Origin of the sequence: Psychrobacter sp. Arc29, assembly GCF_041431175.1 — a bacterium.
Lineage (GTDB): Bacteria > Pseudomonadota > Gammaproteobacteria > Pseudomonadales > Moraxellaceae > Psychrobacter.
The window spans coordinates 204319-227278 of sequence record NZ_JASMRR010000004.1 but is presented as its reverse complement, the minus strand read 5'-3'; the positions used below and the strand labels follow the sequence as shown (position 1 = coordinate 227278).

The window sequence follows — 22960 nt, the reverse complement described above, 5'->3', positions numbered from 1 at the left end:
TTGACATGGTTTTAGTTTGGGCTCGATACCTAACCAAAAAAGAGATCACACAGTCTGAATTCAGTAGAGCGAGCGAATTATCTTTTGATCAAGACTGGATGCCAAGCAATGCAAAAGAATTTCTAGCCTTGGTACGTACGCAGAAGACAAATGAATACCCATCAGCACAAGCAGCTTTTGATAACGCCTGTTGCCAATGCGGACTGATTGAAGATAGGTATGTTAAGCGCAAATGGGCTCATGCAGTGGTTTTAGAAACCGCCAACCGTCTTGGATGGGGAAAGCTCAAAAACGCTGACAATTACTTCCTGAAGACGTTTGCCAGTGTCTATGAGCAAGTGATTAGCGAGCACAGAAACGGAGCCACGTTTGTTATTCCTCAGTCACACCAAGTTGAGTACGAGCGCACTGTGGTAAAGCCTGGTAGTGAAGCGGACAAGAAGATCACTGAGAAGTTGTCAGAGATTATGAAGGTGGCGGTATGAAGCTAATACTTGATCCGTGCTGTGGCAGCCGTATGTTTTGGTTTGATAAAAAGGATGATAGAGCAATGTTTACAGATAAACGCAGTGAGCAGCACACGCTATGCGACGGACGTGAATTGATCATTGAGCCGGACATGGTAATGGATTTTACCAATTTGCAGTTTGATGACGAGCAATTCTACATGGTCGTGTTTGACCCGCCTCATCTGCGTAAAGCTGGTAAAGATTCGTGGATGGCGCTCAAGTACGGCAAGCTGGATGAAACTTGGCCAACTATGATTCGTGATGGTTTTGCAGAATGTTTTCGAGTGCTAAAGCCCAATGGCACGCTGATATTTAAATGGAACGAAGACCAAATTCCAGTAAAAGATATCTTGGCACTGACAGACCAAAAACCAGTGGTCGGTCATCGTAGCGGTAAGCGCTCAAACACTCACTGGATATGTTTTTTAAAGGAGTCGGTATGAGCAAATTAAAAGATAGCCACAGAATTATAGCAATGCTGAAGCAGCAGACTCATGGCATATGTAATCCAAATGATTTCAAAGGTCAGGACTATATACCGCATAAGCCGCGTAATAATCGAAAAACTAAGAAGGGTGGGAAATAAAATGGGATTAGATATTACAGCGTACAAGGGCACCAAGTTGATTGAAAAACCAAATATGGGCGATACCAACCATCCAGAAGTGTGGGCTAATCAAGTTTATATCAGCATTGGTAATTCGGAGTGGGAGCAGGGCGACGACTTGGAAGCAGGTCAGGTTTACGAGTTTAGCGATGTGATTAGTGTTTACAGCAGCTCTTACTCTACTTATGGCAATTTGCGCAACGAGCTAGCACGCATCGCAGGCTATGAGCCATTGATTGCTGGTAGTAAATATCGCGGTATTTATGCAGCCCGTGTCTGTGACAACTGGGAGAAAGGCAAGCGCGGTATTTTGTCAGAGCTTATTTATTTTGCAGACAATGAAGGCGAGATTGGGACCAAGACCACGCGCAAGATATTGAATGACTTGCACGCAATATCAAAAAACAGCAGCGAGTTGAACGAGTGGAATCAAGGCTTGCTTACTGACTTAATCCAAACTTTTGAATTTGCCGCAGTCGATGGCTTTGTTCAGTTTAATTAGGAATTGATATGAGCGTTAACCACTTAGTAATAGCGCTAATGGCTGCCTACTTTATCAGCTCACTGCTCTTAGCTTATCCAATAGGTCGCATGGCTCACAACAGACGCAAGGGGTATGTGTTTAAGGTCAAGTGGTACCACAAGGCAGCAAGTACCTATGTTTTGGCGCTACCGGTATTTACTTTAATCGTATGGCTGATGACAGTATGAATGGAATCATAAGCAACAAAAATACTTTCGAATCACGTTTGAATGTTTTACGCCATGTAGCAGGACGTTACCCATGCTGGGTGGGTCGTAATGAGCTGTCGCAGTACATGATAGGCCATAGTCGTACCCATCAGCGCGCATTAAATGAATTGGTGGATTTAGGGTATTTGGAGCGTGATAGTTGTAATCCCCGTGGCTATCGATTAATTAAAGGTAAGTTCGAGGAGTTTCAGGACTTATGAAAACCACAAACGACATCAAAGTCATTTATCTGCAAAAAGCGTATCACCCAAAAACGGGCACTTATCAGGGATGGACGGGGAAGTTAAGAGTGGTTTCTGGGGATCCGTTCCATGACGACTACGCCAATTGGGACGAACAGGGCAACGCAATTGATCATGAATATGGTGATATTAATTTAAAGGATGGTGAGTGATGAACAAAAACATACAAGCACTAGGTCGCATGAAAACAGGGAAGATGAACAACACTGAGAAAGCCTATGCCCATCATTTGGAGATGCAGCGGCGAGCAGGTGAGATCTCTTATTACTCTTTTGACGGTATCAACCTACGGCTAGCAGATAACACATTCTACAAACCTGATTTCTTAGTGATGCGCTCAGATGGTCAATTGGAGATACATGAAGTGAAAGGCCAGTGGACTGATGACGCTTTGGTGAAGATCAAAGTCGCTGCTGATAAGTTCCCGTTTAAGTTCATTGCAATCATGAAGCAGACCAAAAGGAACGGCGGTGGTTGGGACGCTCGAGATTTCTAACGTATAGAAAAGTATAGGTGCAGCCATGATTAGCAAAGACCGAATCTATATCAACAATGAGACAGGGCAGCGCGTCTTAGTGCTACGAGTTGATGATCACTACGTGCATTACCAGCAAGACGGTTTTATCAAGCCGTTATTTAAATATGAGTTTTTAGAACAATTTACATTGGAGTGTAATGCATGAATAAAATATTGAGTCAGCGATTTGCCACAAGCCCGCGTTTAGAATTGCAGCATGGCGATTGGTTAAAGCAGGGTATGGGTGCTAAGACGGTTAAGTTTGATATTGGTAGCGGTGGTTTGCCTCCTGAGGTTAACTGGGAAGATAAGGCAGCCGCTATTGGATTAATCAAGAGCAAAACAGGCAAGGCACTAGCCTCTCTTTTAGTATGGGGTGACAATGAGCTGTATGACTGGTCAGAGTCGTTTAATGACGTGGTCAATCACTTAGCAGCTAACATGATTAAATACTGTCTAGAGGACGACAGAGGCGCACCAAAGAGCAAGTACACGCTTAATGAGCTGGCATACAAGATGGCACGCATGACGTTGCACTTTGAGCTATACAACCTTTGGCCGCTATATTCAGTCGAGGGTCGCTTACTCTTTAGCGGTATCGATATGTCAGCGAGTTCATACAGTCAGATATGGTCCAAATATCAAGAGAAAATGCTACATGATATTGACTACCTGATAGGGTTTATTAATCAAGACGTAGATAATTATCGGCATAACTTGACCCTTGCTAACAGTTGATGCTATATTTCGTAGTATGGCGAATGCCAACCAAATTTAAGGTGTTTCGATGATAAGGCGCATAGTTGAGCGATATTGTTTGAAACAACTTGGATTAATCACTCGATTGCAGGAAGAAAGCAACGAGAAGATGTCCGCAGATCCTACCTATGTCGAAAGCTACGGTTACCACAAGCAAAAACGCTCACTGGTAATAGCTGCGATAAAATATAATACAGCTATCGATTTATTCTTGAAAGATTCAGAGTTCAAGAAAATAGAAATAGAGTTGTAGCAATAGGCCTTATCTAACTGATAAGGCTTTTTTTGTGCCCGAATATCTATGATGAGCCTTTAATTAGGAAGCAGCCATCCAAAGCCAGAGCGGGTAGATAACTTAGTAAGGCGCAGCCCACTACCTAGTCCATTTAGTCACCGACTAGCACATGCCACAGTGACACACTTGCAGATGACGACTGCTAAACATGATGAGCTATCAAAGCGTATTAGATTTGCATGTGATGACAATGCGAGTTGATAGCTAACCTTTTTGCCCGTTACGGATATTCCCGCAACGGGCTTTTTTACGTCCAAAATTTAGCAGGGATGCTATGTGCGAACTAACCAATCAAAAAGCCTATGATTATTATCATGAGGTCACAGAGTCGTGCGCCAAAGCTTATTGGCTACAGTTTCTACGAGACAGAGCGAATAGGGGCGTCGAAGGCGCTCAAGGTTTTGTAGATAAGATTGAGTTATGTAATTAACCCTTTTGCCTCCCTTGATTGGACGAGGCATTTTTTAATTAAGACTGGCAGTGAGACACACTGTCGCCAATTGCAGAGGTCAAAATGTAGAGAAGCAAAGGCTTTGACATGCGCCTAAATTCAAGCACTCACGTACTGCCTATCAGATTTAGCCACTGGTAGCACATGCCAACGAGACAACCGCTAGCAGATGGCAACTGCGACATACGATGAGTTATCAATCACCATCTTATTTGCATGTGATGAGGATGCTAGTTGATAACAATGCTTGGCTCACTTCGGTGAGCTTTTTTTATGCACGCTAATTGGAGGTGAGCATGGCAAAAGCTAGAACGCTCACCACAAAACAGCGTTTGTTTGTCGATGAATACATTATTGACCTGAACGGTACGCAAGCCGCTATTCGTGCAGGTTACAGCAAGAAAACAGCCCAAGAACAGTCAAGTCGCCTGTTATCAAATGTTATGGTTCAAAACGCAATTAACGAAGCGATAGCGGATAGGCGTAAACGGCTTAGAATTGACGCTGACACGGTCCTATTCCAATGGTGGCAGATTGCTAATGCTGACCCAAACGAATTGACACAGCTTAGAAGGTTTAACTGCCGCTATTGCTGGGGCGATAACCATGAGTATCAATGGACACCTAAACAGTATGAGCGCGCTTGCATAGATGCACAAAAAGACGATCAACCTGAGCCGTACAATTTAGGTGGTTCGTTTTATGACCGCAAACGCCCACCGCATCCGGATTGCCCTGAATGTGGCGGCGATGGTACGGAAGATATCTATTTTGCTGATACTACACAGCTCAGCCCACAGGCAAAGCTGCTCTATCAAGGTGTTGAACAAACAAAATTTGGGCTAAAAATTAACATGGCCGACAAAATGAAGGCTTTGGATAACGTCGCTCGTCATTTGGGTATGTTTAACGAACAAAAAGACGAAGATGACGATGTACCAACACCAGTCAGTGTCGTTATTGAGGTGAAAGATGGGCGTAAACCCGAGTCTGACGATACCTCAAGCTAGATTTATCAAGATGCCAAATAAATTTAGGGGCTACGTTGGCGGCTTTGGAAGTGGTAAGACCTGGGCGGGTTGTGGCGATACATGTAAGCATCATTATGAAAACCCACGAATAACCACAGGCTACTTTGCTCCAACTTACCCACAGATTAGAGATATTTTCTACCCAACGATTGAAGAGTGCGCTTTTGATTGGGGCTTACGTGTTGAGATAAAGGAATCTAATAAAGAGGTCCATTTTTACAGTGGTAGGCAGTACCGCGGCACAACCATTTGCCGATCCATGGACAACCCAGCGTCCATCGTTGGTTTTAAGATTGGCCACGCGCTAGTCGATGAAATTGACGTGATGCACACTGAGAAAGCGCGGCAAGCATGGCGCAAGATTATCGCTCGTATGCGCTACAAGGTTAAAGGATTAAAGAACGGTATTGCAGTCACAACCACGCCTGAGGGCTTCAAATTTACGTATGAGCAGTTTGTAAAAGAGGCCAACTCAAGCGCTGCTAAGGCCAAGCTATACGGACTAATTCAAGCCTCAACGTATGACAATGAGCTTAACTTGCCTGATGATTATATCGAGTCACTACGCGAGTCATACCCAAAACAATTGATTGAAGCGTATCTAAACGGCCAGTTTGTCAACTTGGCAAGTGGTGCCGTCTATCCTGAGTTTGATAGACGACTTAACCACACTGACGCTGTTTTGCAAGATGGTGAAATACTGCATGTGGGTATGGATTTTAACGTACTTAAAATGGCAGCAGCTTTGTTTGTCATTCGTGATGGCTTGCCTATAGCAGTGGGTGAACACACAGAGGTCAGAGACACGCCAACGATGGCAAAACTGCTAACCGATAAGTATGCCGATAACCATAGCATTGTTATTTATCCCGACGCGTCTGGCGCTAATACATCGTCGAAAGACAGTAACGTATCAGATCATACTATTTTGCGTCAGGCAGGCTTTGATGTTTACGTTGATAACACAAACCCTGCTATCAAATCACGCCTTAACGCGGTCAATGGCATGATCTTAAACAGCAAAGGTGAGAGACGGTTCTTGGTTAATACGCACCTATGTCCTGACATGACTGATGGGCTAGAACAGCAGATATATGACAAGCATGGCATGCCTGATAAGACGAAAGGTACTGACCATCTAAATGATGCGGTTGGTTATTTCATTAATCAAAAATATCCAGTTGTTAAATCGCCAACGACTTCTAATATCATAATGAGTTTCTAATATGCCAATTAACACGACACATCCACAGTATGACGAGCTTGCCCCGCGCTGGCGTCGCATGACAGACGTGTGCAATGGTGAGGATGCAATTAAAAAGGCTGGTGAGCGTTATTTACCAATGCCTAATAAGGACATTCGCACGCCTGAAGCAATGGCGCGTTATGAAAACTACAAAGACCGGTCTGTATTCGTTGAGGTCACAAAGGACACGTTAGATAAGTACACAGGTCAGGCCTTCAAAGATGATCCAGTGCTTAATGTCGATCCGCAACTGGATTACATGAAGCGTGATGCCAACGGTGCAGGTCTGTCTATCTATCAAATAGCACAGAAAGCGTTTGAGGCACAGTTAGAACGTGGGCGCTTTGGCTTTTTTGTGGATTATCCTGCTACGGATGGTGAGGTCAGTCAGGCGGATGTTGAGGCTAAAGCATTGCGTCCAACGATTAACTACTACAGTCCCGAGAGCATTATTAACTGGCGTACCACAGTCGTTGGTGGTCAGACTGTTACTACGCTCATCGTGCTGCATGAGACGGTGTATGAGACTGATGCTGACGATATCTTTACTACTGAAGCTATTGAACAGTGGCGCTACCTTGGTTTGGATAAGACAGGCTATTTTGTTGAAGTGTGGCGCAAGAATGACGGTACCATAGCTGACAACAAAGAGGATTTTGTACTTCATCAAAACCGCATCTATCCAACACGCAGTAAAAGTGAGAAGTGGGACAGAATACCATTCGTCATCGGTGGTTCAGATGCTAATGATTGGTGTGAGCAAAACATACCGCTTGAGTCATTGGCTAAGATGAACCTGGCGCACTATCGTAACAGTGCTGACTATGAGCAAAGCGCCTTTATCTGTGGGCAAGTTCAGCCATGGATGAGTGGTGTTTCTGATCATCGAATGAAATCGCTACAAGAGCAAAAAATACGCATTGGCTCAGGCGCTATGATCATGCTTGAGGAAAACGGCAAGTTTGGTTTTGCCCAAGCGGAGCCAAACGGCCTTGCTGGTGAAGCCATGGATAAAAAATACCTCATCATGCAAGCATTGGGTGCCAAGCTGAGCGAGGCGCAAACAGTCCAGAAGACCGCTACTCAATCAAATCATGAGTCAGGTGTGCAGAACAGTACAGCAAGTATGTGTATCGCTAATCTCAATGAAGCGATGCAAGACGCATTACTGATGGCCTATGAGTACATGGGTATTGATGCTGTTATTGCTGATGGTGAGTATCTGTTTAAGGCCAAGCAAGACTTTACGATGGCAGCGCCTGATGCAGCTATTATGACCAACATCGCGACATGGGTGCAGGGTGGTTTAGCGCCTAAGTTAATGGCCTACAACTATCAGCGCAAATACAATCTGATTGATCCTGAGCTTAAAGACGATGAGATTGACGATTTAATTGATAGCGAGTTGCCAAGTCCAGTGGCTAAGGCTTTTGGTGATGAATGAGCAATATCTCAATCAAACAATCAGACGGCTTATCTATCTTGAGAGCCTAAAGCAATCTGAGATAGATAGGCTTGCTCCTCATATCAAAGCAATCGACAAACTAATCAAAGAAAAATTGCTTGATGATGAGCTGACCGAGCTTACTATCAAGTCGTTTAACGGTGTAGTGGCTGAGATTAAGCAGGGCGTACAAGCTGAGCTTATCGGGTATACAGACACGGTCAAGGTCACGTTAGTCGATGTAGCAGCAGACAGCTATGCCTTTGAGGCTAAGAGCATAGACAGCGCATTTGATGGCTTTAAACTGGCATCAGGCATCAAGGTAGCTGAGAAAGCCAAGGTACTCGAAAAACTGGTCACCAAAACGCCACTGGCTGTTGCCGGCAGTGAAGGCAAGACGATCACTGACTTGTTTGATGAGCTCGCTAACAATGAGTCAAATAAATATATTAATCATATCCGCTTAGCCAGGTATGAAGGCAAGACTAACGGGCAAATAGTCCGGATGATACGCGGGACCAAAAAGAACGGCTATAAAGACGGTCTGATGGAAGTCACAGCGCGTCAGGCTAAGACTATTGTACGCACAACGGTGCAGCATGCAGCCATGCAGGGCAAGGCTGAGTTTGCCCGTGATAATTCGGATATCATCGAGAAAGAACAGGTTTTAGCTACATTGGACGGTAAAACAAGCCCAAGGTGTAGAGCACTTGATCAACAGATATTTGAGTTAGGTAAGGGCCCAAGGTTTCCGCTGCACTACAATTGCAGGACAACGTATTTATTTGTTCTTATGGATAAATACGCAGGTCGTGGCAACGTTGACAAACGAGCGAGCAAAGATGGTCCAGTAGATAACGATACTTACTATGGTTGGATGAAAAAACAGCCGGTTGAGTTTCAAGACGATATATTGGGACCAACTAGAGGCAAACTATTACGATCAGGCGGTCTAAGCGCTGACAAGTTCGCCCAACTTCAATTAGATAAAAACTTTAAGCCACTCACACTTGCAGAAATGCGAGAGCGTGAACCAATGGCGTTTAAAAAGGCGGGGTTATGATTACTTTTATTAAAGAAGTGTATATAGGCGATGTTAATTCAAGAGTTGAAGTTACTCTAAGTTATGCGGATGCAACTCCCGAACAGATTGCAGCTAACAGCATTCTAATTGCTGAGATAGCAGGTCAAATAAAAGAGTCAAAGCTAAACATAGAGTAAGCAGAGAATTAATATGATTGCTTAAAAATTAAGCCACTCATTCGAGTGGTTTTTTTATACCCAAAATTTAACAACGACTCAGAGAGTCACAATCAGAGGCAGAGCCAATGACATTAGCATTAACACTAGACGCAGACAAACACGGTAGCCTTGATACCACGCTGCAAGGCCTGTACGTCAAACAAGATGACGGCAATTATCGCTTAGATGCGGATATTCCAGACACAGACGGCCTAAAAGCCAAGGCTGATGAGCTGCTTGGCGAGACTAAGCGAGAACGGGAGTTGCGCAAGGCAGCAGAGGATAGAGCCAAAGCGCTAGAAGATGCACAACAAAAGGCACTTCATGATAATGCTAAGGCTAAAGGCGATGTTGAGAGCCTAGAAAAGTCATATCAAGAGCAGATTCAAAAGCTCAATGAAGATAATGGCGGTAAAGTCTCTGCGCTCGAGAAACAGATTTATGATCTAACAGTAGGGCAGGCAGCGACCAACCTAGCCAATGAGCTATCGATTAAGGGCTCAGCTATTGCTTTGCTTCCTCACATTCAAAATCGACTGTCGCTTGAGCAAAGCGAGGACGGTACTCAGAAAATTCGCGTGTTAGATGCTAATGGCAATAAGACAGCCATGACATTGGACGACTTGAAACAAGAGTTTAGAGCAAACGAGGCGTTTAAGCCTTTGATTGCTGCAGGTGGCGCATCAGGTAGCGGGGCGAATGGTGCAAACAGCGGAGCTGGTGGAAACGGTGTACCAAAACGATTATCAGATTGTAAGACCATGGAGCAAAAAAGCGCATGGCTTGCAGCAAATTCATAAAGGATAAATTATGTTTGATTTAGAGATTTTTAACCGCCAGACGCATGCAGTGATGGTTGAAACCATTGCACAGCAGACTGACTTGTTCAATGAAAAGTCGCAAGGTGTTATTCAGTTAACCCCTAAGCCTTTTGAAGGTGACTTTGATATTGAGGCGTCATTTAAGCGCATTAATGGCATGGTGCGTCGTCGTGACGTCAAGAATGGTCAAAATACCATTGCTAGCAAACGACTAGAGCAGCACACCAATGCTCAAGTTAAGATCGCAGCCGGTACACCTGAGCTGATTTGGGAACGTGCTCAGTTTGCATGGGTGCAACAGAACCCAGAGCAAGCGGCCATCGTGATTGGTCAGCAGTTGGGTGAGGCTCAGATTGCTGACATGCTCAACCAAGGCATCCACTGTGCCGTTGGTGCTATCAGTAGTAATACTGCAGCAGTGCAAGACAGCACCGCAGCTAAGATTGATTTTGCAGCAATGACCAGGGCTGCTCAGAAATTTGGTGACCGTGCTCAGGCTATCCGCGCATGGGTGATGCACTCAGGCGCGTTGACTGACTTGTATTTAAAAGCGCTTAATAACAATGAGCGCTTGTTTGAGTTCGACAATATCGCTGTCTATCGTGATCAGTTTGGCCGCATGTTTGTTGTCACTGATGCGCCCGACTTGGTATATACCGATACTGGCATCCGCTATAACACACTTGGTCTGACCGAGGGCGGTATCGTGGTTAATGGTCAAGATGACTTCTATGCAGCCACTACGACTGAGACGGGTAAAGAAAACATCACGACCACGTATCAGGCTGAATGGTCCTACGCTGCGTCTGTCAAAGGCTATGGCTGGGATATGGCAGCAGGTGGCGACAATCCAACCAGTGCAGCACTTGGCACCAGTACCAACTGGAAGCAACACGCTGAGTCACTGAAAAACACCGCTGGCGTACTGCTTAAAACTCAGTAATAGCTAAACGGCTATAAGTGTAGGTGCTTATAGCCAACTCATACGAGGTTACAAATGAAAAAGTACACAGGTACAAAACAGTTGCTTGCAGCTGCTATGGCGTTAGGCGCGTATAACGATTATCGCGGATGGGATTTGCCTAAAGACGAAGACCCCAATACCGAAGGCTACTTAGTCGAATATACGGACGGCGGCAAGCCTAACCATAAAGACCATCAAGGCTATATTTCATGGTCGCCTAAAGATGTTTTTGATAAGTCGTATCATCCAGCAGAAACGCCACTTGATCGTATGTTGATTGAAGGGATGGAGATTTTAGAGCGTCTTAAAGCTTTAAAAGCCTTACTTGCAGGTAGCAAACCGCCATTTATTAGCGAGAAACAATGGCAGCTACTCAAACGACAAAAAGAGCATATGGATGCTTACCATGATGTGCTTAATGAGCGCATTGAAGACTTAGCCCAAGAACTAGGAGCATAAGATGCCAAAAGTATTATATTTTACCGATGATTTTAGCCCCGAGAATATCGCCAAGGCCAAAGATGCGGGTGTGATCATGCGTGATACTCGTGCCTACAATCCTGATGATTTCATTGAAACATGCGATGCGGTGACTGGTGATGTGCCAAATGGTTATAAGCACTTACCAAACCACAGCATGAAAGCCAGCACCAAAAAAGACAAAGCACCAAAAATGCCCGAACCTGCAACCGTGGACGCTGTTAAAAAAGCGCTGACTGATGCTGGTGTGGCCTACGATGACGATGCAGACGAAGTAACGTTACGTGCTTTGTATGATGAGCATAACCTCTACCCAGTACAGCCATCTGACGACACGCCAACTATCGACGAAATGAAAGCTGAAATGACTGAAGCTGGTCATGATTTTGATGGGCGTTTAGGTGATGCCAAAATCACTGAAATCTACAATGCATTTAAAGGCCAATAAGCTATGAACTACGTCACCATTGATACCGTCACGGACGTGCTAGGCGCTGATTGGGCGACCAGTGGTGACGGCAACACAGCCGTACTATTAGCAAACGCTTGGCTCAATGAGAAGCGTTTGCCCCTATATGATGATGTGGTACCTGACTCGATATTACATGCAGGTGCCTATATCGCAAAAGAAGTGATTGCTGGCAACATGTACCAAGGCCGTAAAGACGGCATTGTTGTATCAAAGAGCGTTAAAGCTGGACCAGTGACATCGAGCAAGACTTATGCCGCTGGTGCGGATGGTCAGGCATTAAGCGCAGGTGAGAGTATGGCGTTGGCATTGATTGCACCATTCAAGACCGCGCCACCGCTAATTGTAGAGCTAGGGAGGTTCTGATGGGTTTACGTGACGACATTCAGGCCGACCTAGCTGAGGCGTTCGATGACGAGCTTGCGGATGCTGTGACAGCGTTCATAGGTACAAGAACAGTAGCGAGCGACACTGATGATGGTGTTGACGACTGGATGAATCCACCAGGGGGACCATCAGCAAGTACATTGACCTACTCAGGGCGTGGCGTATTCGCTGACTACTCAACCTATGAGCTTGAGAGCGACATTATCAACGTGACAGACGTTAAATTGATTTGCTTGGCGAATGAGATCACAGCTGAGCCAATCGCTGATGACAAGATAAACGGCTATAGCGTGGTACGTGTGGACAAAGACCCAGCGGGCGTAGCATACGAGATTCAGTTAAGGCAGGTGTGATATGGTTCAGGTAATGAAATTAAGTATAAAACAAGTACTAGCCGTTAATGGTGCTATTGGTATTCAAACTTTGGCAGATGGCAAACCCTACCACGAGCAGGTTGATTCATCGCGTGATTGGGATAATAACGGCTATCATGTGATTCGATCTAATGGTGAGCCAGTCGCTATCATAAACGGTGGTATTGATAAAAACGGTGTAATGCAAATCCGTGAGGGCTGGGATGACTAATTGGGATAGAGCGCCGTTTCTATTCGCTGACGATATTATGGAAGATGCTCATAAGCTGCAGCGAGGCATAGCAATTACTGTGCTCAACAATTTGCAGATACTATCGCCGGTCGACGAGGGGCGCTACAGAGCTAATCACATCGTAAGTTTTGGTAGTCCTGATTATCGATATACTGAGAACAAAGACGGTATGTCAGTTGCATTTAACGCAATACAAAGTATGTCATCGACAGAGCTGCCAATGGTCTACATACAAAACAATCTCCCATACGCAGAACGCATAGAAAATGGCTGGTCAAAGCAAGCACCACAAGGCGTTTATTCTCTCGCATATGAGGCAGCAGTTGCAGCCTACACTTAATGAGGTGTTGATATGAAATGGTTATTGATTGCAGTGGTTGTCATAGCTGATGCTATTTACGATAAATATTTTGATGAGGCTGACGATGAATAACGCACTAATTGACAGCTTGATACAAGCTCATATGAAGGCGTGGAGTGGCTTTGTTGCTCAGCGTTATGCAACTGACAATGTGAACTTTGAGACACCCAGCGACGGTATGTGGTACAGATTGACAGTGCAGCATGGTATCAACTTTATGGCGGGTATGGCTAACGAGCCATGTACTGCTGAGCTTGGCGCAGTGGTCATACAAATATTTTATCCAAACAACAAACGAACTGAGTCGGTTAAAAGGTTGGCTGACAGTTTGGGCAATCACTTCAAATACCATTCAGTTGATAAGCTCAAGCTAATGACGCCATCAGCTATTAATGTGCCGCAGCGCGAGGACGGCTATCAAATAAATGTGCGAATCCCTTTTAGATTCAACTAATCAAATAATCACTATCTGCCCTCATTTTTGAGGGCTTTTTTATGGAGAAAGATATGTCATCAGGCGCTAAAGTAAGAACCGCTTATGCGATGCAGACAGACAAAGATACTTTGCCAGCACCAGCGACATTCAAGGTGCTACCTAACATCACTAACGGCCTTAATAACGCCACTACGCTTACTGACAGCGAAATGCTGAATGGTAGTCGCGTAAAGACTAGCGGAATGGTCACAAGTGGCGAAATCTCAGGCGACCTATCAGCAGAACTTCTCTATGGCACCTATGATGACTTATTAGCAGCTGCCTTCTGGAATGACTGGACGGCTGCTGATACCGATCCGTCACAGCTGACTATTGGTGATACGCGCAAGTTTATGGCAATCACCAAAGACTTCACTGATATCAATGCGTTTTATGCCTTTAAAGGCGTACACGTTAATAAATTGACCATCGAAGTAACCACAGATGGCATCGTGAAGGTGACATTCGGCTTGATGGGGCTTGGTTATGAGACTCAAAAGACGGTTTCTTATGCACTAGGCGCCATCCCAGCTACCAACGGCTTAAAAGCCAGCGGTATGAGTGTTGGTGATATTTTGCATGACGGTAGCCCTATTAACGTTTGTGTTGAAGCGTTTACTTTTGAGCTAGACAACCAGGCTGAGATTCAGAAGTGTTTAGGCTCGAATATGTATGGCGGTAATATCCACGCCATGATTGCCAATGCTAATGGCTCAATGACGATTGCCTTTAGTGAGACAGCTTACGATATTTTAGAGCTGCAACGCACAGGCGGTACGATGTCGATTGAGGTGCCGATTACATTTAGCGATGGCACGGGCTACACAATCGTAGTGCCAAAAGCACAAATCAGCGGTGACATTCCAAGTCCTTCAGGCAATGAGCTTGTCACAGCAGAAGTTACTTACATGGCGGTCGATGTATCGCCAATCATCAAACGTATTGCAGCATAGGATAATTAAAAAATGGCTATTACTCTACAAGATTTGAAACCTAAACAGCTTGGTTCGGTTGAGCGTGAGATTGACTACGATGGTCTGGTCAAACTAACTATGCGTGTTGGTGACGATAAGGCATTCCAGTCAGCATATGTCAAAATCCAAGAAAGCCAAGGTGATAAAAAAGTCACCAAAGATAAACTGTCAAAAGCTAGTTTTGACGAAAATGAGTTGTCTTTTGGCGAGTCGCTGTTGTATTTAATGGGTGAGTACCTAATCACTGAATGGGATGTATTGCTACCTGATGGCGAGGTAGCGCCGATTAATGGTGATAACTTTACTAAGCTTGTAGCTGCCTTGGGTGATAATGGTCTAGGGTTTGCAACTCATATTTTTGACACCTTCAAAGAGTTATCGCAAGAGTTTGCACTACAAGCAGGTGAGACTAAAAAAAAGCCATTGCGGTCTGGCAGTGGCACCAAAAAAGCAGCGAGCTAACTCCAAAGCGATTGGCTAGCTATGCGCGGCTTGGGGTTAAACTACCTGAGCCGCCTAGTTATGATGTAACAACACAGCAAGTAGTACAGGCTTTTATATTGATTGCTAGGGCACGTAATTATCATGATGGAAAACCATTGCCATTGACTGTTAGAGACATAACAGATGTAGTGACAGTCCATCCTATTAATATACCTCGTAGTATTCTCGACTACATCATTTTTGCGCTTGATGATTTGGCGCTAAGCCAGCACCTAAAACCCAGACAAGATAGCTAATTATTACCTGATTATTGTTTGATTGTTTCCAATCGGTTATAGTGACGGTTTACTTTACTGGACAAAAGACATGAAAAAGGCACTTAAGTGGATAGCTATCATTGTTGGGGTATTGTTTGTTATCGGACTCATATTCGGCAACAGTGAAGATGTTAAAGATACAACCGCGCAAACTGAGGTATCGAATGGTACTGTAGCTGATCCAATGATTACTGAGACCGAAGTAGTCGCAGAAGATAACGGTATGACTAATCAGCAGAAAAATGCAGTTAGGTCAGCTAAAAACTATATTGGGTTTGCTGGTTTCTCAAGAGATGGTCTGATTAATCAGTTGTCGTCTGAAGCGGGCGATGGCTACGATGTGAATGATGCTACTGTAGCGGTTGATAGCTTAAATATTGATTACAACGAGCAAGCGGCAAAGTCTGCTGCAAACTATTTGTCGATCACAGGGTTTTCTTGCGATGGTTTGGTAAATCAATTATCTGCTGACGCAGGAGATAAATACACGAAAGAGCAAGCAGAGTATGGCGCCAAGGCAGCTGGCGCTTGTGACTAATTTATAAGAAACAGTCTAAATCAGATAGAAGCCTTACATTTATTTGTGAGGCTTTTTTTATGCTTAAGATAAAGGGGTCGGTATGACAGAACAGACATCAAGGCTACAAATTGTCATCGACTCAGGCGATGCAGAAAAGCGCATAAAAGATCTTAAAAAGCAATTACGTGAACTAGGTCGTCAATCGGATGACACAGGTGACAACACTGATGATTTAGGACGCAGACAACGTAGAGCTAGTGATGATGCAGGTGATTTAGGACGTGCTAATGATAAAGCGCGTAAGTCACTAGATAACATGGCAAAAGCCGCAGCACTTGCAGGTGTTGCTTTAGCTGGTGCAGTTGGGCTTGGTATCAAACAGGCTCAAAAGTTTGAAACAGCAATGGCTGAGGTTAATAAAACGGTTGATTTTGCATCAAGCGACGGTCTGTCCAATCTAAAAATGGAATTGATAGACCTGTCTAAGACTATCCCTTTGCCTTTTGAGGAGTTGGCAGCGGTCACTGCATCAGGCGGTCAGTTGGGTGTGGCAGAAAAGGACTTGCTGTCTTTTACTGAAACAGTTGCAAAAATGGCTATCGCTTTTGATATGTCAGCAGACGATGCTGGCGATGCCATGGCAAAGTTAGCGAACGTGTTTGAGATACCAATTAGTGAGATCAGCAAGTTAGGTGATGCGATTAACACGCTATCAAACAATAGTCCTGCCAAGGCTGCTGAGATTGTCAACGCAATGAGTCGTGTTGGTGGTTTGGCTAAGCAGTTTGGGCTTACTGAAGATGCTACAGCTGCATTGACCAGTACATTTGTTGCACTGGGAAAACCTGCGGAAATTGCAGCATCAGCTGTAAACAGTATGTTAATCACATTCTCAACATTGGACATGGCCAGTAAAAGCCAATTGATAGGGTTTGAAAAGCTAGGCGTTAACATCGATGAATTTGCACAGCGCGTCAAGGTAGATGGCAAGGCTGCTATCTATGAGTTTTTAGAAGCAGTCAATAAACTACCACAAGAGGATAGAATCGGAGTTATCGCGCCGATCATTGGCAGAGAGTTTGGTGATGACGTAGCGGCACTTGCAGGTAACATGGGATTGCTTGACACTCAGATGGCCCTTGTTGGTGAAACAGCGGACAGCACTAAGATTTACATAGGCTCAATGCAGACCGAGTTTGAAAAAATGGCAGCAACATCTGCCAATGCTACCACACTGTTTAACAACAGGGTTGACGCAGCAGTAGCTACTATTGGTGAAGCATTCTTACCAGTGTTAAACGACCTACTCATGCAGTTAGCACCAGTTATCGACAAGATAACAGTGTGGGCGCAAGCTAATCCCGAGCTAATCAGACAGATAACGCTGGTAAGTGCATCCGTACTAGGCTCTATCGTGAGTCTAAAATTGCTCGCTGACGGATTTACCGCAGCTAAGAGCACTATCGACGGACTTAAACTTGCTTATACCGCACTATCAAGCCCAATGGGACTAACTATTATCGCGTTAGGTGCGCTACTGGCGGCTGGAGTTCTTGTTTATCAGAATTGGGATGAGATAAAGCAGGTAGTTAGCGAAAATCAGGGTGTTTTCACGGCATTAGCGGTTTCGGTGAGTGCATTAACCGTGGCATTAATTGCGGCAAACGCACCACTGATAGCGTTAAGAACATTGTCAGCAATTGCAGCAGTGCAAGCAGGTGTGATGACCGTGGCAACATCCGCATGGTCAGTAGCGGCAGGTGTGGCAGCAGCAGCAACTTGGACGTTTAACGCGGCGCTAGCGGTATTAACCAGTCCTATTACGTTGGTGGTTGCGGCAATTGCTGGTATAGCCTATATGGGATATCAGGTCGTGAAAAACTGGGCTGACATTAGGCAAGGCCTGTTAGCTGAGTATAGAAAAATCAGTGGTGCAGTAAATACGGCCGTTGCAACCATGCAAGCAGCATGGGATAGAGGTGTGGTTAATACTAGAACAGCATTTATCAGTATTGGTAATGCGATATCAACCACACTAAAAGCTCTGCCAGCTAAAATGCTACAGGTTGGCCGCGATATTGTCAGTGGTTTAATCAACGGTATTAAGTCAGGCGCAAGCGGGGTTACCACTGCTATTGGCAACATGGCATCCAGTGCGATTACAAAAGCCAAAAGCGTACTTGATATTCACTCACCATCAAGAGAATTTAAAAAGTTAGGCTTGCATACCGCTGATGGTATGGCAATTGGTATCAAGCAAGGCTCAAGAAGGGTGGTTAGCGAAGCCGAGTTAATGGCTAGACAGGCAATTAAGGCTGTTGAGGATGGTATCGACGGTCTTAAAAAACGCATAGCTTTATTTGGTGATAATACCGAGTTGTCATCGTTAATGTATGACATTGGTATTGGCAAATTCAAAGGTGCGAGTCAGTCTCGTATTGATGAGTATGTTAGACAACAAAAAGCGCTATCAGCTCTAGAGTCGCAGTTAAAAGCAACCAATGCGGTGCAAGCGCGGTTTGATAAATGGCAAGATGAGCGCGATAAGATGCGGAGCAATGCGACCGATCTGATTAAAGGCCGCTTTAGTCAATTCAGTAAAGACAAGGCATCATCTAGCGATAATCTGCAAGGCATGTTATCAGGTATTGAGGCTGAGACACCGCTTGGGAAGATACAAGCTGAGTATGATGCGCGTATGGCGGTAGTTGAGAAGTATGAGCAGCTGCATACAGACATGATCGGTGTTCAGACAGAAGCACGTCTGGCTATCGAACAGTCTTATATGGATGCCAAGCAGCAACTCATGTTGTCACAAAGCGAGGCGATATTTGGCGGACTTGCTGGTATGGCTAAAGGCTTCTTGGGTGAGCAATCAGGCATCTACCGTGCGCTCTATACTATGCAAAAAATGTATACGCTATCTAGTGCAGTATTGAGCAGCAAAAAAGCCATCATGGATGCATGGGCCAATACACCTGGTACTTACTTTACTAAAGCACTTGCTGCAGGAAAGGTGGTTCTATCAACCAGTGCCATTACTAATGCTATTAGCGGTCTGGCTCCACAAGGTTTTAAAGCTGGTGGCTACACTGGCAACATGGGCGTGAATCAAATAGCTGGTGCTGTACACGGCCAAGAGTACGTGTTTGATGCTCAGGCCACTAAGCGTATCGGTGTTGATAACCTTAATGCTATGCGGAGTGGTAAGGCGCCAGTTAGTGGCGGTGATATAAATATTAACGTCAATGTTGATGCAAAAGGTAATGCTAGTGTATCAGGTGATAATGCAAAAATGGGTCGTGATATGGCTAACGGCATCAAGGCCGTGGTTATGGACACAATACGCAAGGAAAAACGTCAAGGGGGTTTATTGTATGGCTAAGTTAAATATAAAGGCATTTGGTTTTAATTTAAGTGTTGAGGCGAGTAAGGCGAAGAACAGTGCTGAGACGAGCCGAGAAATGGCGGACTCGATTAAAAAGGTTGTCGCTGAGCAAATACGAAAAGAAGGCCGTCAAGGCGGCCTTCTTTATAAGGGGAGAGATGGCTCATGACACAGCAAATTCAACACGAAGCCAGTCAATCAGGTGATAAAATGCTTGCTCAACATGCTCTTGCTCAATGGCTTGAAGAAACACGGAATACATGTGACTTGGCTTATTGCCGTAGAGTGTTACGTTCTGTCCCTCCCATATCAGGTGAGGCTGCAAGGCTTTTGCAAATCCATCGCCGTGAGTAGACGAAAGGTAGTTATAAAACAGGCTGTCAATCTCAGTAAGGTTGATAGCTGAATAATCGTAACCTGGTCGGAACCCGAATTCCAAGTATGAAAACCAAGAGTTATTTTCTGGGTTTATTCCACACAACATTCCAAGAGTCATAACACCGTTTTTTTCAGAGTTGAGCAAGGATATTCTCTCCTTGAGAATAGGCATACCATTAAGTTCATGGATTTCATCAATACGCTCAGGTTCTTTAGTGAGATCGATTGCGCCAATGTTTGTGCGACCATCTTCTAGGTCTACTCTGTATGGCCATTGGACGTAAGTTTGTGTCAATCTTGGTGCTACTGTCATGGTATAATCCTTCTGTTAGTTGATTTTGGCAGATTAATACTAACACCAACCACCTTAACGGGTGGTTTTTTTATGGGCGAAACATATGGCATTTAAAACATTTACATGGTGCGTCGACGCTGGCGCTACGCAAGATACTCAGCTCGTGACCAACAGTGTTAAGTTTGGTGATGGTTACGAGCAAGTATCAAGTTTTGGCATCAACAATGCGCGTACCGCTTGGCAAGTTGCAAAGACTGCTTATCTTGCTGAGGTTGACGCAATTTACGACTTTTTGATTGAGCATAAAGGTGTTACGCCTTTTTATCTCACAATCAATGGCGTGACTAAGACCTACCGAACCGAGGGAAATATTAATAAATCTCATGTAAGCGGTAAAATCTGGCAAATATCCTTTAACTTGAAACAAGCATTTATACCTTAACTAACTATAACTCCCTCTTAATCGAGGGCTTTTTTATGGATGATATTTATGGCTATTCAAATTCCAAACCCTGGTACAGGAAACGGCACCACAGGTGATAATGAGTTTGTGCTGTGGAATAAAGTTAAAGATAATTTTAGCAATCAGGATCATGCAGCTAGTAGATTGGTGGGCACTGATGATGAGCAAATACCGACATCAAAGCTCGCGTTCAAAGCTGCGTTTTCGCAAATTACCCCAATTGAAGATGACAGAACAGTGTCAGCAAGTCTCGATTTTAATGACCTTACCGCTGGCTCAAGACGAATTATGCGCGGAGATAGTAAAAACGCACCATTCGTTGACCCTGCTTTGTCATGGGAAGTCCACACTTACAAGAGTTACGTAAATACTGCACGCACTCAAATAGCGTTTGGCTTCGGCGCCGCACCCAGCTACATAAGAAATAGATTTACGACATCATGGGGTGCGTGGTACGCATTTACAACTAATGTCAACACGTATGCCACAACTACCGCAGCAGGTGCAAACGTGGTAGTAGACAGTACAGGCAAACTCATGCGCTCTACATCTTCAGAGCGTTATAAAGACATACTTGTCAATCTGGAGCTTGATGACGAAGCGTACAGAAATGCTATGCAGCTTGCACCTATTGTCTACCGATCAACTGCTGAAGCTGACAATCCTGATTATCATTATTACTCATTCAGTGCCGAAGCTTTGGGCGCGTTTGATCCAGCGTTTACGCTGTGGCGCGATACTGAGACTGTCACAGATGATGAAGGAAACGTCACTGAGCAACCGCTTGACGAGCGAATTGCCGAAGGTATCAATATTAACGCGCTACTGGCATTTAGTCATGCGATTGCAATCAAGCAGGACAAGATGATTAAATCGCAAGCTGAAGCTATTGCAACTCTCACTGAGCGTCTTGATGCTGTGACATCTAACTAAGGATTGATTATGCTCGAATCAGACTTACAAAAGCTGTCAGTCACAGGTCTTATTACGCTCTACGAATTAGATGCTACTAAATTAGGCGCTGGCATCATGCGGTGGCACGGTCATGTGAGCTTTGAGGATTGGCAATATCTGTTTAAGTTTGCAAATAAGTCTGAATTTACAGATAGCTCATATCGTGTGACCAACACCGGCACCGAGGATATCGTTAAGCGCGATTTGATCTGGCAAGGTAACGTCTACAATCCAATACCAATCCAATCAGACGGGCTTGAGATGCGCGGCGATGGTCGTGCATCAACACCAAGCCTTGTACTGGCTAACAATATCGACGGTGTACAAGGTGCGATTAGTGCTATGTGTCTGCAATTTGATGACTTTGCAGGGGCTAAGTTGACCGTTATTAATACGCTTGCTAAATATTTGGACGCTACAAACTTTACGGATGGCAATCCACAAGCCGCTAATGAGTATCGCAAGCAGCTTTGGTACGTTGAGCAAAAAACCAGTGAGAACGCCAGCGCAGTCACGTTTGAGCTATCAAACCCTGTTGATTTTGAAGGTGCTCGTATACCAAGCCGTGATATCACATCGTTTTGTCATTGGGCGGTGCATGGTCGTTATCGCGGTCAAGAGTGTGGTTATACGGGAACGGCAATGTTTACAGAGGACGGCACACCAACCGACGATCCATCAAAAGATAAATGTGGCGGTAGGCTCTCAGATTGTCGATTGCGATTTGGTGATAATAACCCTTTACCATTTGGCGGCTTCCCCAGCTCATCATTGATATCAGGATAAATCATGTTAACCAAATCGATTAAAAAAGCGATCATTGCTCATGCTATCGCTGACTATCCGCGTGAGGCTTGCGGTGTGATTGTGGGTAAAGAATACATACCCTGCACCAATATAGCTGCTGATGATGCCCAGTTTGAGATATGTCCGATTGATTTGGTTGGCGCATCAAAAGAAGGCGCAATCAAAGCCTACGTGCATAGTCATCCAGACGGCAGCTGTCAGCCATCGATGCCTGATCGCGTACAAATGAATCTACATGGTAAGCCCTGGGTACTCACCAACGGTATCGACGTTGAACTACACAAGCCAGACGGCTACCAAGCGCCTTTGTTGGGCCGTGAATATCATCATGGTTTAATGGACTGCTACACACTCGTTAAAGACTACTATCAACGTGAGCTTGGTATAACGCTGAGTGATTACGAGCGTTCAGACGCTTGGTGGGAATCAGCAGACAGCAAGCCCTTATACCTTAATAACTTTAAAGCTGAAGGATTTGTTGAGGTTGATACAATCCAAAAGCACGATTTGATACTGTGCAGATTGGGGCGCACTGAGCATGTGAACCACGCCCTTGTATTTATCGGTGACGGTCAGCTCAAATCTGAGCGCACAGACAAGGTTATCGGTGACAGCTTGGTATTACATCACCCCTATAACCGTGAGTCGATACGTGAAATATACGGCGAGCAATGGCAAAGGCGTGCTGCAATTATCATCAGACATAAATCACTAATCAAATAACACAAGTCGCTTAAATTAGCGGCTTTTTTATGGGCGCA

The 22960-nt window shown here is 44.7% G+C and carries 34 protein-coding genes; 33 read left to right on the top strand and 1 reads right to left on the bottom strand.

All coding sequences use genetic code 11. The annotated features are described in order from the left end of the window. The first annotated feature begins 5 nt into the window (after positions 1 to 5). The 29 genes from QO189_RS07495 to QO189_RS07355 all read left to right on the top strand — a co-directional run bounded on the left by QO189_RS07495 (position 6) and on the right by QO189_RS07355 (position 19471). Positions 6 to 485 (top strand): hypothetical protein, encoded by a 480-nt coding sequence (locus tag QO189_RS07495; RefSeq protein WP_371532214.1) that lies wholly within the window; start codon positions 6 to 8, stop codon positions 483 to 485. Further along, positions 482 to 952: a class I SAM-dependent methyltransferase gene (locus QO189_RS07490; protein WP_371532213.1), complete on the top strand. Its 471-nt coding sequence runs from the start codon at positions 482 to 484 to the stop codon at positions 950 to 952. The genes QO189_RS07495 and QO189_RS07490 overlap by 4 nt, the downstream gene beginning before the upstream one ends. Continuing rightward, positions 949 to 1095 carry a hypothetical protein gene (locus tag QO189_RS07485; RefSeq protein ID WP_371532212.1) on the top strand — a complete coding sequence of 49 codons (147 nt, stop codon included), beginning with the start codon at positions 949 to 951 and terminating at the stop codon, positions 1093 to 1095. Before QO189_RS07490 ends, QO189_RS07485 begins: the two co-directional genes overlap by 4 nt. A gap of 1 nt (position 1096) precedes the next feature. Beyond that, positions 1097 to 1618, top strand: a complete 522-nt coding sequence (locus QO189_RS07480; protein WP_371532211.1) for a hypothetical protein — start codon at positions 1097 to 1099, stop codon at positions 1616 to 1618. Between the two features lie 205 nt (positions 1619 to 1823). Then, positions 1824 to 2069 carry a hypothetical protein gene (locus tag QO189_RS07475; RefSeq protein ID WP_371532210.1) on the top strand — a complete coding sequence of 82 codons (246 nt, stop codon included), beginning with the start codon at positions 1824 to 1826 and terminating at the stop codon, positions 2067 to 2069. Next, entirely contained in the window at positions 2066 to 2263 is a 198-nt protein-coding gene (locus QO189_RS07470) for a hypothetical protein (protein WP_371532209.1), read from the top strand. The genes QO189_RS07475 and QO189_RS07470 overlap by 4 nt, the downstream gene beginning before the upstream one ends. Beyond that, entirely contained in the window at positions 2263 to 2607 is a 345-nt protein-coding gene (locus QO189_RS07465; protein WP_371532208.1) for a DUF1064 domain-containing protein, read from the top strand. Before QO189_RS07470 ends, QO189_RS07465 begins: the two co-directional genes overlap by 1 nt. Before the next feature lie 25 nt (positions 2608 to 2632). Then, positions 2633 to 2794: a hypothetical protein gene (locus QO189_RS07460; RefSeq protein WP_371532207.1), complete on the top strand. Its 162-nt coding sequence runs from the start codon at positions 2633 to 2635 to the stop codon at positions 2792 to 2794. After that, on the top strand, positions 2791 to 3366 hold the full coding sequence (locus QO189_RS07455; RefSeq protein ID WP_371532206.1) for a hypothetical protein: 576 nt from the start codon (positions 2791 to 2793) through the stop codon (positions 3364 to 3366). Before QO189_RS07460 ends, QO189_RS07455 begins: the two co-directional genes overlap by 4 nt. A 590-nt stretch (positions 3367 to 3956) precedes the next feature. Next, positions 3957 to 4112 carry a hypothetical protein gene (locus tag QO189_RS07450; RefSeq protein ID WP_371532205.1) on the top strand — a complete coding sequence of 52 codons (156 nt, stop codon included), beginning with the start codon at positions 3957 to 3959 and terminating at the stop codon, positions 4110 to 4112. Positions 4113 to 4429: 317 nt separating this feature from the next. Beyond that, positions 4430 to 5143, top strand: a complete 714-nt coding sequence (locus QO189_RS07445; RefSeq protein WP_371532204.1) for a terminase small subunit — start codon at positions 4430 to 4432, stop codon at positions 5141 to 5143. A 10-nt stretch (positions 5144 to 5153) separates the two neighbouring features. Next, positions 5154 to 6389: a phage terminase large subunit gene (locus QO189_RS07440; protein ID WP_371532203.1), complete on the top strand. Its 1236-nt coding sequence runs from the start codon at positions 5154 to 5156 to the stop codon at positions 6387 to 6389. A gap of 1 nt (position 6390) precedes the next feature. Next, positions 6391 to 7854 carry a DUF4055 domain-containing protein gene (locus QO189_RS07435; RefSeq protein WP_371532202.1) on the top strand — a complete coding sequence of 488 codons (1464 nt, stop codon included), beginning with the start codon at positions 6391 to 6393 and terminating at the stop codon, positions 7852 to 7854. Continuing rightward, on the top strand, positions 7847 to 8917 hold the full coding sequence (locus QO189_RS07430; protein ID WP_371532201.1) for a hypothetical protein: 1071 nt from the start codon (positions 7847 to 7849) through the stop codon (positions 8915 to 8917). Before QO189_RS07435 ends, QO189_RS07430 begins: the two co-directional genes overlap by 8 nt. Continuing rightward, positions 8914 to 9075, top strand: a complete 162-nt coding sequence (locus QO189_RS07425) for a hypothetical protein (protein WP_371532200.1) — start codon at positions 8914 to 8916, stop codon at positions 9073 to 9075. The genes QO189_RS07430 and QO189_RS07425 overlap by 4 nt, the downstream gene beginning before the upstream one ends. Positions 9076 to 9182: 107 nt before the next feature. Beyond that, the gene (locus QO189_RS07420; RefSeq protein ID WP_371532199.1) at positions 9183 to 9896 is read left to right on the top strand and encodes a hypothetical protein; all 714 of its coding nucleotides are present in this window, start codon (positions 9183 to 9185) and stop codon (positions 9894 to 9896) included. A gap of 10 nt (positions 9897 to 9906) precedes the next feature. Continuing rightward, positions 9907 to 10860, top strand: a complete 954-nt coding sequence (locus QO189_RS07415; protein ID WP_371532198.1) for a major capsid protein — start codon at positions 9907 to 9909, stop codon at positions 10858 to 10860. A gap of 54 nt (positions 10861 to 10914) precedes the next feature. Continuing rightward, positions 10915 to 11340 (top strand): hypothetical protein, encoded by a 426-nt coding sequence (locus QO189_RS07410; protein WP_371532197.1) that lies wholly within the window; start codon positions 10915 to 10917, stop codon positions 11338 to 11340. Position 11341: 1 nt separating this feature from the next. Further along, positions 11342 to 11809: a hypothetical protein gene (locus tag QO189_RS07405; protein ID WP_371532196.1), complete on the top strand. Its 468-nt coding sequence runs from the start codon at positions 11342 to 11344 to the stop codon at positions 11807 to 11809. 3 nt (positions 11810 to 11812) lie between these two features. Further along, entirely contained in the window at positions 11813 to 12196 is a 384-nt protein-coding gene (locus QO189_RS07400; RefSeq protein ID WP_371532195.1) for a hypothetical protein, read from the top strand. Beyond that, the gene (locus tag QO189_RS07395; RefSeq protein WP_371532194.1) at positions 12196 to 12570 is read left to right on the top strand and encodes a glutamate 5-kinase; all 375 of its coding nucleotides are present in this window, start codon (positions 12196 to 12198) and stop codon (positions 12568 to 12570) included. The genes QO189_RS07400 and QO189_RS07395 overlap by 1 nt, the downstream gene beginning before the upstream one ends. 13 nt (positions 12571 to 12583) lie before the next feature. After that, the gene (locus QO189_RS07390; RefSeq protein WP_371532193.1) at positions 12584 to 12802 is read left to right on the top strand and encodes a hypothetical protein; all 219 of its coding nucleotides are present in this window, start codon (positions 12584 to 12586) and stop codon (positions 12800 to 12802) included. Then, positions 12795 to 13163 carry an HK97 gp10 family phage protein gene (locus tag QO189_RS07385; protein ID WP_371532192.1) on the top strand — a complete coding sequence of 123 codons (369 nt, stop codon included), beginning with the start codon at positions 12795 to 12797 and terminating at the stop codon, positions 13161 to 13163. The genes QO189_RS07390 and QO189_RS07385 overlap by 8 nt, the downstream gene beginning before the upstream one ends. 85 nt (positions 13164 to 13248) lie before the next feature. Then, a complete protein-coding gene (locus QO189_RS07380) occupies positions 13249 to 13638 on the top strand; it encodes a phage tail terminator-like protein (protein ID WP_371532191.1) in 390 nt (129 codons plus the stop codon). Between the two features lie 53 nt (positions 13639 to 13691). Next, on the top strand, positions 13692 to 14612 hold the full coding sequence (locus QO189_RS07375; RefSeq protein ID WP_371532190.1) for a phage tail tube protein: 921 nt from the start codon (positions 13692 to 13694) through the stop codon (positions 14610 to 14612). 12 nt (positions 14613 to 14624) lie between these two features. Beyond that, positions 14625 to 15095 (top strand): hypothetical protein, encoded by a 471-nt coding sequence (locus QO189_RS07370; protein ID WP_371532189.1) that lies wholly within the window; start codon positions 14625 to 14627, stop codon positions 15093 to 15095. 348 nt (positions 15096 to 15443) lie between these two features. Then, positions 15444 to 15932, top strand: a complete 489-nt coding sequence (locus QO189_RS07365) for an Ltp family lipoprotein (protein WP_371532188.1) — start codon at positions 15444 to 15446, stop codon at positions 15930 to 15932. 82 nt (positions 15933 to 16014) lie between these two features. Next, positions 16015 to 19299: a phage tail tape measure protein gene (locus QO189_RS07360; protein WP_371532187.1), complete on the top strand. Its 3285-nt coding sequence runs from the start codon at positions 16015 to 16017 to the stop codon at positions 19297 to 19299. Then, positions 19292 to 19471, top strand: a complete 180-nt coding sequence (locus QO189_RS07355) for a hypothetical protein (protein ID WP_371532186.1) — start codon at positions 19292 to 19294, stop codon at positions 19469 to 19471. Before QO189_RS07360 ends, QO189_RS07355 begins: the two co-directional genes overlap by 8 nt. On the opposite strand, the gene QO189_RS07350 is transcribed toward QO189_RS07355, so the two are convergent. Next, positions 19466 to 19993 carry a hypothetical protein gene (locus QO189_RS07350; RefSeq protein ID WP_371532185.1) on the bottom strand — a complete coding sequence of 176 codons (528 nt, stop codon included), beginning with the start codon at positions 19991 to 19993 and terminating at the stop codon, positions 19466 to 19468. The two genes, QO189_RS07355 and QO189_RS07350, sit on opposite strands and share 6 nt — an antisense overlap. A gap of 85 nt (positions 19994 to 20078) precedes the next feature. On the opposite strand from QO189_RS07350, the gene QO189_RS07345 reads away from it, so the two are divergent. Genes QO189_RS07345 through QO189_RS07330 form a run of 4 tightly spaced genes read left to right on the top strand, consistent with a single transcriptional unit; the run spans position 20079 to position 22922 of the window. After that, positions 20079 to 20417 carry a phage tail protein gene (locus QO189_RS07345; protein WP_371532184.1) on the top strand — a complete coding sequence of 113 codons (339 nt, stop codon included), beginning with the start codon at positions 20079 to 20081 and terminating at the stop codon, positions 20415 to 20417. Between the two features lie 48 nt (positions 20418 to 20465). Next, complete coding sequence (locus QO189_RS07340) at positions 20466 to 21371, top strand: pyocin knob domain-containing protein (protein WP_371532183.1); 906 nt, start codon at positions 20466 to 20468, stop codon at positions 21369 to 21371. A gap of 6 nt (positions 21372 to 21377) precedes the next feature. Beyond that, the gene (locus QO189_RS07335) at positions 21378 to 22178 is read left to right on the top strand and encodes a phage minor tail protein L (RefSeq protein ID WP_371532327.1); all 801 of its coding nucleotides are present in this window, start codon (positions 21378 to 21380) and stop codon (positions 22176 to 22178) included. Further along, the gene (locus tag QO189_RS07330) at positions 22179 to 22922 is read left to right on the top strand and encodes a C40 family peptidase (RefSeq protein WP_371532326.1); all 744 of its coding nucleotides are present in this window, start codon (positions 22179 to 22181) and stop codon (positions 22920 to 22922) included. Positions 22923 to 22960 lie beyond the last annotated feature (38 nt).